This window comes from Citrobacter sp. Igbk 16 (assembly GCF_028069755.1).
Classification (GTDB): domain Bacteria; phylum Pseudomonadota; class Gammaproteobacteria; order Enterobacterales; family Enterobacteriaceae; genus Citrobacter.
Genome location: NZ_JANEWJ010000017.1, coordinates 22,186 through 37,924 on the forward strand (window position 1 = coordinate 22,186; position 15,739 = coordinate 37,924).

Consider the following 15,739-nt stretch of genomic DNA (forward strand, 5'->3'; position numbering starts at 1 on the left):
GCACCTCGTCATCCGGCATCAGCAATTAAGAGAACCAGCCACCAAACCACTGGTGGAATTTCATCATAACGAAGTCCCACATCCGGCTAAAGAATCCCCCCTCTTCCACCGCTTCCATCACCATCAACGGACGCTGTTCAATAGATTTTCCGTTCAACTGGAAGTCGATTGTCCCCACAACCTGGCCTTTCTTCAGTGGCGCAGTCAGTTGTGGCTCTGTCAGGGTAAAGCTCGCCTTCAGGTTTTTCAGCTGGCCGCGCGGAATGGTTACAGACCCACCTTCCCCAGCGCCCAGATTGACTTCACTCTTATCACCAAACCAGACACGTTGGGTCACAAAGGTGGCATCCGGTTTAATCGGCGTAACGGTTTCAAAGAAGCGGAAACCCCATGTCAGCAGCTTTTCGGATTCATTAAAGCGAATGCGATCGGTTTTTGCCCCCAGCACCACGGAGATCAAACGCATATCGCCCTGTGTCGCGGATGCAACCAGGTTATAACCGGCTCCCGCCGTGGTGCCCGTTTTCATACCATCCACATTCAGGTTGGTACTCCACAGCAGGCGGTTACGGTTTGGCTGGCGAATTTTATTAAAGGTAAACTCTTTCTCTTTATGGATGGCGTACTCTTCCGGCACATCGTGGATTAACGCTTTACCCAACAATGCCATATCACGCGCGGTACTGAACTGCCCTGCGGCATCCAGGCCATGTACCGTCTGGAAAGTCGTGTTCGTCAGTCCCAGTTTTTGCGCATAGCCGTTCATCAAACCAATAAACGATTCCTGGCTTCCGGCAACATAATCAGCGAGCGCAATACAGGCATCATTACCAGACTGAATGATCACGCCTTTGTTCAGATCGGACACCGCAACCTGATCGCCAGGCTTGAGGAACATCACAGAAGAGCCGCGCAGAGCCGGATTCCCGGTAGCCCAGGCATCTTTCCCGACGGTAACCATGTCATTCAGATTAATTTTCCCGGCTTTTAGCGCCTGACCGACCACATAGCTGGTCATAATCTTGGTCAGACTGGCGGGGTCCAGTTTCTCATCGGCATTACCTTCCGCCAGCACTTTGCCGCTGGCGTAATCCATTAAGATCCACGCACGTGCGTCAACGCTCGGCGGGGCCGTCGGTTGTTCCGCCGCCTGTACGGTCGGCGCAAAAAGGATTAAGAGTGCTGAACCTGCAGCAAGGCTGCGTAGGGAAGATAAGTATTGCGTCATAAATGCCACCCGAGTATCCATTCCAAAAAACCACGTCATACCACACCGTGTTTACACAAAACCGGCCAAGTTGCCTCAGCCAACCATACAGAAAAGTTCTGATGGATGACGTGTAAAATAAGTGCGGTGAGTAATAACGCACTAACGAGCTTAAAGAAACCGTAAGTTGGTAAAGTTTTTAAAGTTTATGCAATAACGCTGCGCTGCGCTGCTCTCATCACGATTTTTTTGCGCCTTGTTGCGTAAATATTAGGTTTACCCCACCATGTGAGCGAGTCAGATAGAGAATGCAGCCATAACGCTGCTCAATTAATTTGCGGGGTTACTATGATTACACTGTGGGGTCGCAATAATTCGACCAACGTAAAAAAAGTATTGTGGACACTCGAAGAACTGGAACTGCCGTACAGCCAAATTCTGGCTGGCGGACAGCATGGCGTAAATCATGACGCAGACTATCTGGCGATGAACCCTAACGGGCTGGTACCACTGCTACGCGATGACGAAACAGACGTATTGCTGTGGGAATCCAATACCATTGTCCGCTACCTGGCGGCCCAGTACGGGCAAAAACGACTGTGGGTTGACGCCCCGGCGAAACGCGCCGAGGGCGAAAAATGGATGGACTGGGCTAACCAGACGCTGAGCCCTGCACATCGGGTAATCTTATTTGGTCTGGTCAGAACCCCTGCCGATCAACGCGACCAGACAGCCATCGAGGCCGGTGCGAAGGTCTGCGATAACCTGTTTGCCATTCTCGACAACGCACTGGCCGACCGGGCATGGTTCTCTGGCGCTGAATTTGGCACTGCGGACATCGCCGTCGCGCCGTTCATCTATAACCTGTTTAATGTCGGCTTGAGCTGGACGCCGCGCCCTCACCTGGAACGTTGGTATCAACAGCTCACCGAGCGCCCGGCATTCCAGAAAGTTGTGATGATCCCGGTCAGCTAATCCTGTCAGGGACTCACTTTCAGTAATTCCCCGTCGGACTCGTCGGTTAATACATACAAATAGCCGTCTGGTCCGACGCGCACATCGCGGATTCGCTGCCCTCTGTCATGCAAAATTCGCCCGTCTTCCGTCACTGTATTGCCTTTCACGCTTAACACAATCACCCCCTGTTCTTTCAGCGCGCCAATAAACAGTTTGTGTCGCCACTGTGGGAACGTATCGTGGTTATAAAAGGCCATCCCACTGACTGCAGGTGATTTTTCCCAGTAAAAGATAGGCTGCTCAGTGCCCGCCACAATTGAGCCTTTTGCTTCGGGGATGTTGAAACCACTGTAGTTAACACCCCATGTCGCGATTGGCCATCCATAGTTTTTACCTTTCTCGGGGATATTGATCTCATCTCCACCACGCGGACCATGCTCGTTGAGCCACAACGCATCGCTCCAGGGATTCATCGCCATCCCCTGCGGATTACGGATGCCATACGACCATATTTCAGCCCGCGCGCCAGTCTGATTCACAAACGGGTTATCCGGTGGAATTTTGCCCTCGTCTGTTAGTCGAACCACTTTGCCCTGTAATTTATCCAGCTCCTGAGCGGTTATGCGCTGGTTATTCTCGCCAAGGCCTATAAACAGATAACCTTTGCCATCAAATACCATACGCCCGCCAAAATGGTTCCCGGTTGATAACTTAGGCATTTGGCGGAATACCGTCTGGAAGCCCTGCAGGTGTTTACGATCGTCACTTAGCCGCCCGTAGCCTACTGCTGTTCCGGCTTTCCCTTCACTGTCAGCTTCCGCAAAGCTAATCCATACCCGCCGGGATTGGGCAAAATCCGGCGCTAACACCACATCGAGCAAGCCGCCCTGGCCATTCGCCCAAACCTTAGGTACGCCAGTCAGCGGATCGGAAAGCCCCTTATCGGGTTGCCAGAGCCGAAGCTGCCCTCCTCTGAGCGTAATCAGCATACTGCGATTATCCGGTAAAAAGGCCAGCGACCACGGGTGGTCGAGCTTGGTTTGCAGGACCTCCACCTTGACGGCAGCGGCATAGGGGGAAAGCAACGCCAATAAGGCAACACAGAGAAAGAGTCGACGCATAGCACCTCCTTAATGGCTCTGCTTAAAGCGTAGCCAGCAAGGGGAATTATCCCGCCACCTTTACATAATCTTAACGAAAAGGGGGAGCGCTCTCCCCCTGGTTCAGATGTGTTCCAGCGTTGAATAAGCTTGCAAACTCTGGATACTCAGCGTCAGCGTTGTCAGGCAGTTTTCCAGTTTCTCTGCGTTAACGGCAATAAAGTTCGGACAATCATGATGTCCACTCATCAGACAAACAGCGGTGGCGGCTAACGCCCCTTCAGCACGACGAAGGGCATTCCACTCTTCCTGATCAAGATGCATACCGTGGAGCTGTGATTGATCGTGCAATTCGCGATTCAGTTCAAAAAAGCTATCACGCAGACGATCGCTCTCGCTGACTGACATATAGCCTTTCGCTTTTCTCAACAGCAGATAAGCGGCAAGATCGATACGGGCGTTTATCAATTTGTTGAGAAGATCGGTTCTCAGTCTGTCAACAACCATACCTTGTTCCTCCTCTTTCCAACCATGGTGCAACTTAATAGTATGGTTGTTTTTTGAACAAATTGATGCTCTATATCAATAAAGCCTAATTGATTAACATAATTTACAATGTTACAACTTTCGGCCTGATGCAGGTGTTGCACTTACGCAAAACATCGCGTTTCTGGCATACCGAACATTTTTTGCTATACCTGAAGTGATTACTGCCATAGCGCTGATTATGAGGGATGTATGTCAAAAGCAAGTGATGCAGAAAAAATACGCACACTATCCAAAATCGATCTGAATTTGCTGACAATTTTCTGTTTGATCTATAGCGTGGGTAGTATTTCCAGAGTCGCTGACATGCTGAACATTTCACCTTCTGCCGTTAGCCAGTCACTACGAAAACTGCGAGAAATGATGGGAGATAATCTCTTTGTCCGTAGCGGAAACGCGCTGTTGCCGACCGTCTACTCTGATGAACTTTATGACAATACGATCCCAATTATCGACAAACTATCGACGCTGATGCCGCTTTCCTCTCCGGCGGCGAAAAAAAGGCTAACGCTGTATACCGAGTCATTTATTTCCCCGATTGTTATTCCCGATGTCACGGCCAGAATAATCAATACCGATGCGGATATCAGTCTCCTGCACCTCACCGCTGATTTAAACGAGCAGAGCATTGTTGAGTTATTAAACATGCGCCAGGCTGATGTGGTGTTTTCAACATTTTCCGTTGAGTCAGGAAATATCACCTGCCAGAAAATATCTGATATGCGGCTGGTTCTCATCGCCTCGCAGAATAATACGTTATACGGAAATGCAATTACAGAGGAGCAGTTCAGAAGTGCCAATCTGGTGGGTTACAATACCAAGAATGAAAAAATAATTTACCACCGGAGTATTGTGGATAAAAAATTCAGAACCGGTGAGCGTTGTCTGCTGACCTCTTCTTTTACGGCAATACTGACTATTGTGTCCACAACCCAATGCTTAGGGGTGATCCCGGAAAAGGTATTCGAAACACACGCGCATCTGTATTGTCTTAAAAAGATAAACACACCATTTCCGTTACCGCAATTTAGTGTATTTTCTTCTTCACGCAAAGATGGTGCGGCCCATAAAATACTGTCACCCATTCTGACTGATTTACAAACGACCTCCCGGTGATAAATTTCCGGGAGGCCAGATGTCGCCATTAATAACTACACACGGATTTTAGCGATACGCCAGATATGGTCAGCATATTCCTGTACCGTTCTGTCTGACGAGAAATACCCCATATTAGCAATATTATGCATCGTCTTTGTCGTCCACTCGCGGGGATAACGATATAACTCATCTACCGAATCCTGGCAGTCCACATAGCTGCGGTAATCCGCTAATACCTGATAGTAGTCGCCAAAGTTGATTAGCGAATCCAGCACATCTCTGTAGCGTCCGGGCTCTTCCGGGCTGAACACACCCGTACCAATTTGCGTCAGTACCTGATGTAACTCCGCATCGTTTTCAAAAATACAGCGCGGGTCATAGCCATCGCGACGTAGCGCATCAACCTCACTCGCCGTATTACCAAAGATAAAGATGTTATCTTCCCCAACGTATTCACGCATTTCTATATTCGCACCATCCAGCGTACCGATCGTTAGCGCCCCATTCAGCCCAAACTTCATGTTGCTGGTACCGGATGCTTCCGTCCCGGCCAGGGATATTTGTTCAGAAAGATCGGCTGCCGGAATGATCATTTGCGCCAGGCTAACGTTGTAATCCGGGATAAACACCACCTTCAGCTTGCCGCCAATTTGCGGATCGTTATTCACTAATCTCGCCACATCATTAATTAGGCGAATGATCTGTTTCGCCATGTGATAGGACGACGCCGCTTTGCCCGCAAAGATATTCACACGCGGCACCCAGGTAACATCCGGTGCCGCTTTAATGCGGTTATAGCGAGTGATGACATGGAGCACATTCAGTAACTGCCGCTTATATTCATGAATACGCTTCACCTGCACATCAAACAACGCACCAGAATCCACCACCACCCCATACTGTGTTGCAATATGGTGCGCCAGTCGCTGCTTGTTTACTCGTTTCGCTCGATATACCGCCTCATTCACCGACGGATAATCAATATACTGCTTCAACTCGCCCAACTGCATTAACCGGGTCCGCCAGCTATCACCGATATTCTCATCCAGCACTTTTGCAAGCGGAGGATTAGCCAGCGCCAGCCAGCGGCGAGCCGTGACACCATTGGTCACATTGGTGAAACGCAGCGGAAAGATGCGTGCAAAGTCAGCAAACAGCGATTCCGTCATCAATTTGGAATGGAGTGCCGACACACCGTTTACCTTATGACTAACCACGACTGCCAGCCAGGCCATGCGCACCACTCGACCATGGGATTCATCAATGAGCGATACACGTTTCAACAGCTCACTGTCATCACGATATCGCTCCTGCAACGTCTTCAGAAACCGATCGTTAATGTCGAAAATAATCTGCAAGTGACGCGGCAAAAGTCGACTCAGCATCTCGACCGGCCATGTCTCCAGCGCCTCACTCATCAGCGTGTGATTGGTGTATGAAAAAATCTGACAGGTCACATCAAACGCGTTATCCCAACTGAACTGGTGATGATCAATTAGCAGACGCATCAGTTCCGGAATCGCCAGGACCGGGTGAGTATCATTGAGGTGAATCGCAATTTTATCCGCCAAATTATCGTAAGTCCGGTGTAACTGGTAATGGCGACTCAGGATATCCTGAATCGTTGCCGAGGCCAGAAAATAAGCCTGCCGCAAGCGCAGTTCACGCCCTGCATCGGTGGAATCATCCGGATACAGGACCCGTGAAATCCGATCAAAGTGGTATTTATTTTCTACTTCGGTTGCAAAGTCATCATGTGGATTTAATTTTCCGGCATTGACCTCACTATTCACCTGTACATTCCACAGCCGCAGCGTATTCGTCGTGTCGGTCGCATAGCCGGGAATAATCTGGTCATGTGCGACAGCCAGAATATCCTCGGTTTCAATCCAGCGGGCTTTATTCCCCTCCAGTTGCACGCGTCCGCCAAAACGCACTTTATAATGCGTATTATGACGTTTGAACTCCCATGGGTTCCCGTATTCCAGCCAGTAGTCCAGGGACTCTTTTTGAACACCATCGATGATATTTTGTTTAAACATACCGTAGTTGTAGCGAATACCGTAACCGCATCCAGGTAAGCCCAGCGTTGCCAGCGAATCAAGGAAACAGGCCGCCAGACGCCCCAGGCCGCCATTTCCGAGCCCAGGGTCATTCTCCTCGTCGATCAGCTCTTCCAGATCCAGCCCCATGGCCTCCAGCGCGCTCCGGACTTCATCATATAAGCCCAAAGAAAGTAGCGCATTGGAGAGCGTACGGCCGATGAGAAACTCCATCGACAGATAATAAACCTGGCGGGCATCCTGAGAGAATTGTGCCCGATTAGAGCGGTGCCACCGCTCAACCATTCGATCGCGTACAGCATATAACGTCGCATTCAACCACTCCCGTTTCGTGGCAATGGCGGGATCTTTCCCGATAGTAAATAAAAGCTTATTGGCGATATCATCTCTCAGCTTATCAACATCAGAATCCGGGGCAACCGGAAGCGGTGAAATATACATATGGGCATTACCTTTCATAATATTGTAGGATACGTAACAGACAGGTGAATTATTTAAAATCTGCTTTGCGAACGTCAGCTTTATTTCGAATGACTTCATGACTGGCGAGAAAACTTAATTCCGACATTAATACCCGCCAACTCAGCCCCGTAGCCAGGGAGATATAATATAAACTCACTCCGTTAGCATACAGTGTTTTAGCCATTTCAAGTTTCGACTTCAAAACAATTTCTTTCAAAATAAACCTCATTAATAACGCTCGACGAGATAAAATTTACGATAATAAGTTTCTATAGCCAAGAAGTGGCACTTAAAGCCGGAATTAGACTCGCTAAACACCTTTCACTAACAGAAACACGTGATGGGTATTCTCTGCGTATTATGCCGATCAGATATAGATGTCGTGTGAAGGCATCTGTATAATCCCCCGATTACGAGCAATGTACAGTATAAGAAAATGGCAAAAATTGGTTTTATATCACTAGGTTGTCCGAAAAACCTCGTCGATTCTGAGCGCATCCTGACCGAACTTCGTACCGAAGGCTATGATGTTGTGCCAAGTTACGACGATGCGGATATGGTCATCGTTAACACCTGCGGCTTTATCGACAGCGCCGTTCAGGAGTCACTGGAAGCCATTGGCGAAGCGCTGAACGAAAACGGCAAAGTGATCGTCACTGGCTGTCTGGGTGCCAAAGTCGATCAGATCCGTGAAGTTCACCCGAAGGTGCTGGAAATTACCGGACCGCACAGCTACGAACAGGTTCTGGAGCACGTGCATCACTACGTGCCGAAGCCGAAGCACAACCCGTTCCAGAGTCTGGTTCCAGAGCAGGGTGTCAAACTGACCCCGCGCCATTATGCCTATTTGAAGATTTCTGAAGGCTGTAATCACCGCTGCACATTCTGCATTATTCCATCCATGCGTGGTGATCTGGTGAGCCGCCCGATTGGCGACGTTCTTAGCGAAGCTAAACGTCTGGTCGATGCAGGCGTGAAAGAAATTCTGGTGATCTCCCAGGATACTTCTGCTTACGGTGTGGATGTGAAGCATCGTACCGGTTTCCATAACGGCGAGCCGGTTAAAACCAGCATGGTTGACCTGTGCGAACAGTTGTCAAAACTGGGCATCTGGACCCGTCTGCACTACGTCTATCCGTATCCGCACGTCGATGATGTGATCCCGCTGATGGCGGAAGGGAAAATCCTGCCGTATCTGGATATCCCACTGCAGCACGCCAGCCCGCGTATTCTGAAACTCATGAAACGCCCTGGTTCTGTGGACCGACAGCTGGCACGGATTAAACAGTGGCGTGAGATCTGCCCTGAACTGACCCTGCGTTCAACGTTTATTGTTGGCTTCCCTGGCGAAACCGAAGAAGACTTCCAGATGCTGCTCGACTTCCTGAAAGAAGCGCGTCTTGACCGCGTCGGCTGCTTTAAATACAGCCCGGTAGAAGGTGCAGGAGCCAACGATCTGCCAGATCAAATCCCGGAAGAGGTAAAAGAAGAACGCTGGAACCGCTTTATGCAACTGCAGCAGCAGATCTCTGCTGAACGTTTGCAGGAGAAAGTAGGCCGCGAGATTCTGGTCATCGTTGATGAAGTTGACGAAGAAGGCGCGATTGGTCGAAGTATGGCTGATGCTCCTGAAATCGACGGTGCGGTATATCTGAATGGCGAAACCAACGTGAAGCCTGGCGATATCATCCGCGTGAAAGTCGAGAACGCAGATGAATACGACCTGTGGGGCACGCGCGTTTAAATAATCGTAACCCAACGTAGGCCGGATAAGGCATTTATGCCGCATCCGGCAACGCCTGATGGCGACGCTGATGCGTCTTATCAGGCCTACGGTTCACCCTTTAATTTTCGGATCCAGCGCGTCGCGCAACCCATCCCCCAGCAGGTTAAACGCCAGCACCGTCAGGAATATCGCCACCGCCGGGAAAATCGCCACGTGGGGCGCGATCACCATATCAGCCCGCGCTTCATTGAGCATGGCTCCCCATTCCGGCGTCGGCGGCTGTGCCCCTAAACCCAGGAATGACAGACTTGCGGCAGAAATGATTGACGTCCCGATGCGCATGGTGAAAAAAACCACGATTGAAGAGACCGTACCCGGCAAAATATGGTTAAAGATAATGGTCGCGTCGCTGGCACCAATGCTGCGTGCTGACTCAATAAATGTTTGTTGCTTAAGCACCAACGTATTGCCACGAACCAGTCGCGCAAAAGCCGGAATGGAAAATACCGCAACCGCAATAATCACATTCGCAATCCCGCTTCCCAACACCGCCACCACTGCTATTGCCAGCAATATCCCCGGAAAGGCGAACAGCACGTCGCAGATACGCATAATCAGTCGGTCCCACCAGCCTTCGTAATACCCGGCCAGCAGCCCCAGCACCGTGCCAATCGCCGCGCCAATAAAGACGGCAAAGACCCCGGCCGCCAGCGAAATTTGTGCGCCAACCAGTACGCGGCTAAAAATATCCCTGCCTAACGAATCCACGCCAAACCAGTGCAGCATCGACGGTCCGTCATTCAGCCGGTCGTAATCGAAGTAGTTTTCAGCATCAAACGGGGTCAACCAACGGGCAAAGATGGCCACCAGGATCAGGGCCAGCACAAATAACCCCGCGATCATCGCAACATGTTGACGACGAAAACGACGCCAGAACTCATGCCACGGCGTACGTATTTGATCTGGCTTAACGAGGGGCATCGCATTTAAAATCGCCTGTCGGCGCCAGTTAAAAAATCGCATCCTTACTTGTACCTGATAGCCGGATTAATGGCGGCATAGAGTACATCCACCACTAAGTTGATAAGAATAAATTCCAGGGAGAACAACAACACTTCAGCCTGGATCACCGGATAGTCACGCATTTCAACTGAGTCGACCAACAATCGCCCAAGCCCAGGCCAGTTGAATACCTTCTCAACCACAATCGAGCCACCCAGCAAAAAGCCAAACTGCAGCCCCATCATCGTGACAACCGGGATCATCGCGTTACGCAGACCATGTTTTAGCACCACCCAGGTTTCACTTACTCCCTTAGCCCGCGCGGTGCGCATATAGTCCTCGCTAAGCACATCGACAAACGAGGCGCGGGTAAAACGGGCGAGTACCGCCGCCACCGCCGCCCCTAGCGTGATTGAAGGGAGAATGTAGTGCAACCAGGTATCCGCGCCTACGGTCGGTAGCCAACCCAACTCAACGGAAAAGATCTGCATTAACAGCATGCCAAGCGCAAAGGCCGGGAAAGAGATCCCAGTGACCGCCAACGTCATACTCAACCTGTCAGGCCAGCGGTTGCGCCAAACGGCGGCAATGATCCCCGCCGTCATACCAAACAAAACCGCCCACGCCATGCTGGCGATCGTCAACCACAGCGACGGCATAAAACGGCTGGCAATCTCATCGGCAACCGGACGGCGAGAAACCATCGAGGTACCGAAATCGCCTTGTAATACGTTGGTCATGTAATGCCAGAACTGAACGTGCAGCGGCTGATCCAGGCCCAACTGCCGACGTACCAACTCAATCACCTCTGCATCAGCCTCCGGCCCGGCAATAAGCCGCGCCGGATCGCCGGGTAGCAAGTGAACAAACAAAAACACCAGCACCGCCACAATTAACAGCGTCGGAATCAACCCCAGCAGGCGCTTGAAAACATAGTTGAGCATCAGACTCCCTTCGCCGGCCCCGTCCATGCAGGGCCGAATGAATAGCTTATTTCAAATCCGCGTCATCAAAACTAAACCCGGTGTCGGGCATGATCCAGAATCCGGTCAAATTCGTACTGTGCGCCGAGATCAGTTTTTCCACCACCAGCGGGATCCACGGCGACTCTTTCCAGATAATATCCTGCGCGTCTTTGTACAACTGCGCTTTTTGCGCCGGATCGTTGGTCTGCAATGCCGCCGTTAAATCATTATCCACCTGCTTGTTACTGTAGAACGCGGTATTAAACAAGGTTGGCGGCCAGTTCTGTGACGCAAACAGCGGCGACAGCGCCCAGTCCGCTTCGCCCGTAGACGCCGACCAGCCGGTGTAGAACATCCGTACCCCGCTTTCTTTCTGCGCCTTGCCCTCAACTTCTGCGGCCCGCTGCCCGGCATCCATCGCCGTGACCTGAGCCTTCACGCCCACCTGTGCCAGCTGCTGCTGGGTAAATTGCAGCACTTTCTGCGCGGTGCTGTGGTTATGGGATGACCACAGCGTGGTGGTAAAGCCGTTGGGATAACCCGCTTCTTTCAGCAACTCGCGCGCTTTCGCCGGATCGTAAGGCCACGGCGTGTAGCTTTGCGCATAGGCTATCGATGGCGGAAGAACGCCAGTTGCTGGCGTGGCATAACCCGCAAACGCCACTTTCACCAACGCCTGACGGTTAATGGCATAATTCAACGCCTCGCGCACCTTCGGATTATCGAATGGTTTTTGCGTGACGTTCATGCTGATATAACGCTGCATAATAGACGGGCTGGCGACCAGTTCCAGGTTTTTATTCTTCGCCAGTAACGCGGCCTGCTCGTACGGAATGGGGAAAGCAAACTGCGCTTCCCCGGTTTGCAGCATCGCCGCACGCGTATTGTTGTCCGTTACCGGACGCCAGGTAATCGTATCCAGTTTTGGCAACCCTTGCTGCCAGTAGCCCGCGAACTTCTTAACTTTGACAAAGTCGGTCTGATTCCAGGTTTCAAGCTGGTACGGCCCCGTCCCTACCGGATGGAAACCGATCTCTTTCCCGTATTTCTCCAGCGCGGCCGGGGATATCATCGCCGTAGCCGGATGCGCCAGAATATTGATAAAGGCAGAGAATGGCTGCTTCAGCGTAATCTTCACCGTAGCGGGATCAACCACCTCGGTTTTATCGATATTCTTATACAGGTTATAGCGTTTAAGGTGATTTTCCGGATTGCTGGCGCGATCAAGGTTGGCTTTTACCGCAGCCGCATTGAAGTCAGTCCCATCCTGAAACTTCACGCCCTGTCGCAGTTTAACGGTATACGTCAGGCCATCATCAGAAACGGTATAGCTTTCCGCCAACACATTTTTCAGCTTCATCTCTTTATCAAGGCCGAACAGTCCCTGGTAAAACGACTGGGCTACCGCCTGCGACAACGTGTCGTTGGCATCATAAGGGTCGAGCGTGGTGAAATTGGACCCTACCGCAACCACCACATCTTTGGCAGCCCAGGACGGGGATGCAGCCAGCGCTGAGGCGACCCCCAGAGCAACCAGCCATTTACGAGCAACAATTTTTGCCATGTTATTCTCCTTAAACCCTGCCTGCCTGTCATAAACGCGAAAGCGCATTTTCCGCTGGCGCACGCGCAACATAATGCCCCGGTCCCACTAACTGGAGTGAAACCGGGGGGATCTCTTCACCGCGTTTGCGGATATTACTGGGGATATCATCCGACAACAGCACGCGCTGTGGCCTTTGATACGATGGATCGGCAACCGGGACTGCCGCCATAAGTTTTCGCGTGTAGGGATGCTGTGGATTCTCAAACACCGCCCGTCGGGTACCGATCTCAACAATCTGCCCCAGGTACATCACCGCCACGCGGTGACTAATACGCTCCACCACCGCCATATCGTGGGAAATAAACAGGTACGCAATACCCATTTCCCGCTGTAGGTCGAGCAACAGATTAATAATTTGCCCGCGAATCGAGACATCCAGTGCCGAGACGGACTCATCGGCAATGATCACTTTTGGATTGAGCGCCAACGCCCGGGCTATACAGATACGTTGCCGCTGACCGCCGGAAAATTCGTGCGGATAGCGCCAGGCGTGCTCAGGCAGCAACCCGACACGCTCCAGCAACCACGCGACCCGTTTCGTCGCCGCATCGCCGTGTAACAAACCGTGCACCCGCAGTGGCTCTAAGATGGAGTATCCCACCGTCTGGCGCGGATCGAGCGACGCATAAGGGTCCTGGAAGATAAACTGGATATCCCGACGCAGCGGCTGCAACTTGCTGGCAGCCAGGGTATCAATGCGTTGTCCATTGAAGAAAATCTCCCCACGCTGGGACTCCACCAGACGCAACAATGCCCGTCCGGTCGTTGATTTACCGCAACCCGACTCGCCAACCAGTGAAAGCGTTTCACCGGGCCAGAGATCAAAACTGACGTTTTCCACCGCATGCACCTCGCGGGTCACGCGATTAAGGATGCCGCTACGCAGGGGAAAACGTGTCACCAGGTTGCGAACCCGCAGAATCGGCTCTCCCTCAACCACCGTGTCCTGCTCGGTTTGAGGTTCAACATGATGAGGATCGTGCAAAGAAATAAGCGGGAAGCGTCGCGGAAGGTCATGCCCGCGCATCTCCCCAAGTTGCGGCACAGCCGCCAACAGCGCTTGAGTGTAAGGATGCTGCGGAGCATGAAAAATGTGCTCAACGCTGCCCGTTTCGACCGCTTCGCCCTGGTACATCACCAGCACACGGTCAGCGATATCTGCCACCACGCCCATATCGTGGGTGATAAAAATGCCCCCCATCGACATCTCTTGCTGCAGCACTTTTATCAGTTGCAGGATCTGCGCCTGAATAGTGACGTCCAGCGCCGTTGTCGGCTCATCAGCAATCAACACCGCCGGTCGGCATGATAGCGCCATGGCTATCATCACTCGCTGGCGCATTCCGCCGGAAAGCTGGTGTGGATAGCGCGATAAGATGGCCTTCGATTCGGGAATTCGAACCTGGTCAAGCATGCGCTTGGCTTCCACCATTGCCTCTTCGCGACTGGCCCCCTGGTGTAGACGAATGGACTCTGCGATCTGCTCGCCGACGGTAAACACCGGGTTAAGCGACGTCATCGGCTCCTGAAAAATCATCGCGATGTCAGCGCCGCGCACATGGCGCATCTGGGCTGCGCTTTGCTCGCCGAGTTCAATCACCTGCCGATTGCGCCGCCGTAGCAGCATCGCGTCACAGCTTACCTCGCCGCCCGCCTGTTCAATCAGACGCATCAGCGACAAGGCCGTTACCGATTTTCCGGAACCGGATTCGCCAACAATCGCCAGCGTTTCTCCACGTTTCAGGCGAAACGACAGATTTCGTACGGCGCTGATACGCTGCTGCTCTTGTTCGAAGGCGATATTCAGGTTGCTGACAGACAGTACGTCACTGATATCAAGCTCATCACTGTGTGGCAACGCTATCTCCTTTTTCCCGATAAATACCGGTGGTTGGCGTATCGCCAGCGTATCCCCATGCGCGGTACATACCTTCGCTGTTAAACGGCAAAGCCACGTTCCCTTCATGATCGATAGCAATTAATCCACCGCTGCCGCCCAGCGCCGGCAATTTTTCCATCACCACGCGCTCGCACGCCTCAGACAGGCTCAGGCCGCCATAATCCATCAGCGCTGCAATGTCATAGGCCGCCAGCGCGCGAATGAATACTTCTCCGGTTCCCGTACATGAAACCGCAACGTTGGCATTGTTGGCATAGCAACCTGCGCCAACCAAAGGACTGTCGCCCACCCGCCCCGGTAATTTGTTGGTCATTCCACCGGTCGAGGTCGCCGCAGCCAGGTTGCCGAAAATATCCAGCGCCACCGCGCCGACGGTGCCCATTTTGGTGTTCTCATCCAGCGGAGTGCCGCTATGATCAAGTACCGTTTTACCCTCAGCACGCGCCACCAGCAGTTGCGCATAGCGTTCAGGGGTAGAGAAAACATCAGCAGAAACCCGTTCCATGCCCTGCGCAATGGCAAAATTTTCCGCCCCTTCGCCAATCATCATGACGTGAGGACTGCGTTCCATCACCAGACGCGCCGCAAGGATCGGGTTGCGCAGATGACTGACTCCGGCAACAGCCCCCGCTTGCAGGGTATTACCATCCATGACGCAGGCATCCAGTTCATGGGTTTCATCACGGGTATACACAGCACCAATTCCGGCGTTAAACAGAGGGCACTCTTCCAGTAGCCGCACGGCCTCAGTGACAACATCCAGCGCGCTTCGGCCCGCTTCCAGCATACGTTGACCGGTTTCAACGATTTCTGACAGCGCCTGTATGTAACGCAACTCCTGCTCCTGGCTTAGCTCTGCGCGGGTTATTGCCCCAGCGCCGCCGTGAATTGCAATGACTGCTTTGCCCATTTTTTTCATCCATTAAGGTGGCAGGTAACGGGGTTATAAATATCAGAATTTCTGTGAGTTATTGATTCGATTTTTGAATATAGAAAGATGCAGACGTCATGTAAAGGTAAAGGCCCCTTCTACAGAGCCAATCCGTTTAACCTACGGATAGCGGCAAAATAAGCGGCGGTTGTTCACGAATACGCCAGGCTTATTCC

12 protein-coding genes are annotated in these 15,739 nt (G+C 52.0%); 3 read left to right on the forward strand and 9 right to left on the reverse strand.

The window, feature by feature from the left end; translation table 11 throughout:
• Positions 1-25: 25 nt before the first annotated feature.
• On the reverse strand, positions 26-1,228 hold the full coding sequence (gene dacC / locus NNO03_RS12895) for a serine-type D-Ala-D-Ala carboxypeptidase (RefSeq protein WP_271449694.1): 1,203 nt from the start codon (positions 1,226-1,228) through the stop codon (positions 26-28).
• Positions 1,229-1,555: 327 nt separating this feature from the next.
• Between dacC and NNO03_RS12900 the strand changes: the two genes are divergently transcribed.
• Entirely contained in the window at positions 1,556-2,182 is a 627-nt protein-coding gene (locus tag NNO03_RS12900) for a glutathione S-transferase family protein (RefSeq protein WP_271449695.1), read from the forward strand.
• Between the two features lie 5 nt (positions 2,183-2,187).
• Here the strand turns inward: NNO03_RS12900 and NNO03_RS12905 are convergent, their stop codons facing one another.
• Entirely contained in the window at positions 2,188-3,285 is a 1,098-nt protein-coding gene (locus NNO03_RS12905) for a PQQ-dependent sugar dehydrogenase (protein ID WP_271449696.1), read from the reverse strand.
• A 102-nt stretch (positions 3,286-3,387) separates the two neighbouring features.
• A complete protein-coding gene (gene bssR / locus NNO03_RS12910) occupies positions 3,388-3,771 on the reverse strand; it encodes a biofilm formation regulator BssR (protein WP_202039054.1) in 384 nt (127 codons plus the stop codon).
• Positions 3,772-4,002: 231 nt separating this feature from the next.
• Here bssR and NNO03_RS12915 point away from each other — a divergent pair, with 231 nt between their 5' ends.
• Complete coding sequence (locus NNO03_RS12915) at positions 4,003-4,926, forward strand: LysR family transcriptional regulator (protein ID WP_271449697.1); 924 nt, start codon at positions 4,003-4,005, stop codon at positions 4,924-4,926.
• Between the two features lie 35 nt (positions 4,927-4,961).
• Here NNO03_RS12915 and glgP read toward each other — a convergent pair whose 3' ends face one another.
• Complete coding sequence (gene glgP, locus NNO03_RS12920; protein WP_271449698.1) at positions 4,962-7,412, reverse strand: glycogen phosphorylase; 2,451 nt, start codon at positions 7,410-7,412, stop codon at positions 4,962-4,964.
• A 457-nt stretch (positions 7,413-7,869) separates the two neighbouring features.
• Between glgP and rimO the strand changes: the two genes are divergently transcribed.
• On the forward strand, positions 7,870-9,177 hold the full coding sequence (rimO, locus tag NNO03_RS12925) for a 30S ribosomal protein S12 methylthiotransferase RimO (RefSeq protein WP_271449699.1): 1,308 nt from the start codon (positions 7,870-7,872) through the stop codon (positions 9,175-9,177).
• 93 nt (positions 9,178-9,270) lie between these two features.
• Here rimO and gsiD read toward each other — a convergent pair whose 3' ends face one another.
• From gsiD to iaaA, 5 genes are read right to left on the reverse strand one after another with little or no spacing between them, the layout of a single operon-like run.
• Entirely contained in the window at positions 9,271-10,182 is a 912-nt protein-coding gene (gsiD, locus tag NNO03_RS12930) for a glutathione ABC transporter permease GsiD (RefSeq protein ID WP_137384301.1), read from the reverse strand.
• Between the two features lie 2 nt (positions 10,183-10,184).
• Complete coding sequence (gene gsiC / locus NNO03_RS12935; protein ID WP_137384302.1) at positions 10,185-11,105, reverse strand: glutathione ABC transporter permease GsiC; 921 nt, start codon at positions 11,103-11,105, stop codon at positions 10,185-10,187.
• Between the two features lie 46 nt (positions 11,106-11,151).
• Positions 11,152-12,690: a glutathione ABC transporter substrate-binding protein GsiB gene (gene gsiB / locus NNO03_RS12940; protein WP_271449700.1), complete on the reverse strand. Its 1,539-nt coding sequence runs from the start codon at positions 12,688-12,690 to the stop codon at positions 11,152-11,154.
• A gap of 28 nt (positions 12,691-12,718) precedes the next feature.
• Complete coding sequence (gene gsiA, locus NNO03_RS12945; protein WP_271449701.1) at positions 12,719-14,590, reverse strand: glutathione ABC transporter ATP-binding protein GsiA; 1,872 nt, start codon at positions 14,588-14,590, stop codon at positions 12,719-12,721.
• Positions 14,577-15,542, reverse strand: coding sequence for a beta-aspartyl-peptidase (iaaA, locus tag NNO03_RS12950; protein WP_271449702.1), 966 nt, complete (start codon positions 15,540-15,542; stop codon positions 14,577-14,579). Before iaaA ends, gsiA begins: the two co-directional genes overlap by 14 nt.
• Positions 15,543-15,739 lie beyond the last annotated feature (197 nt).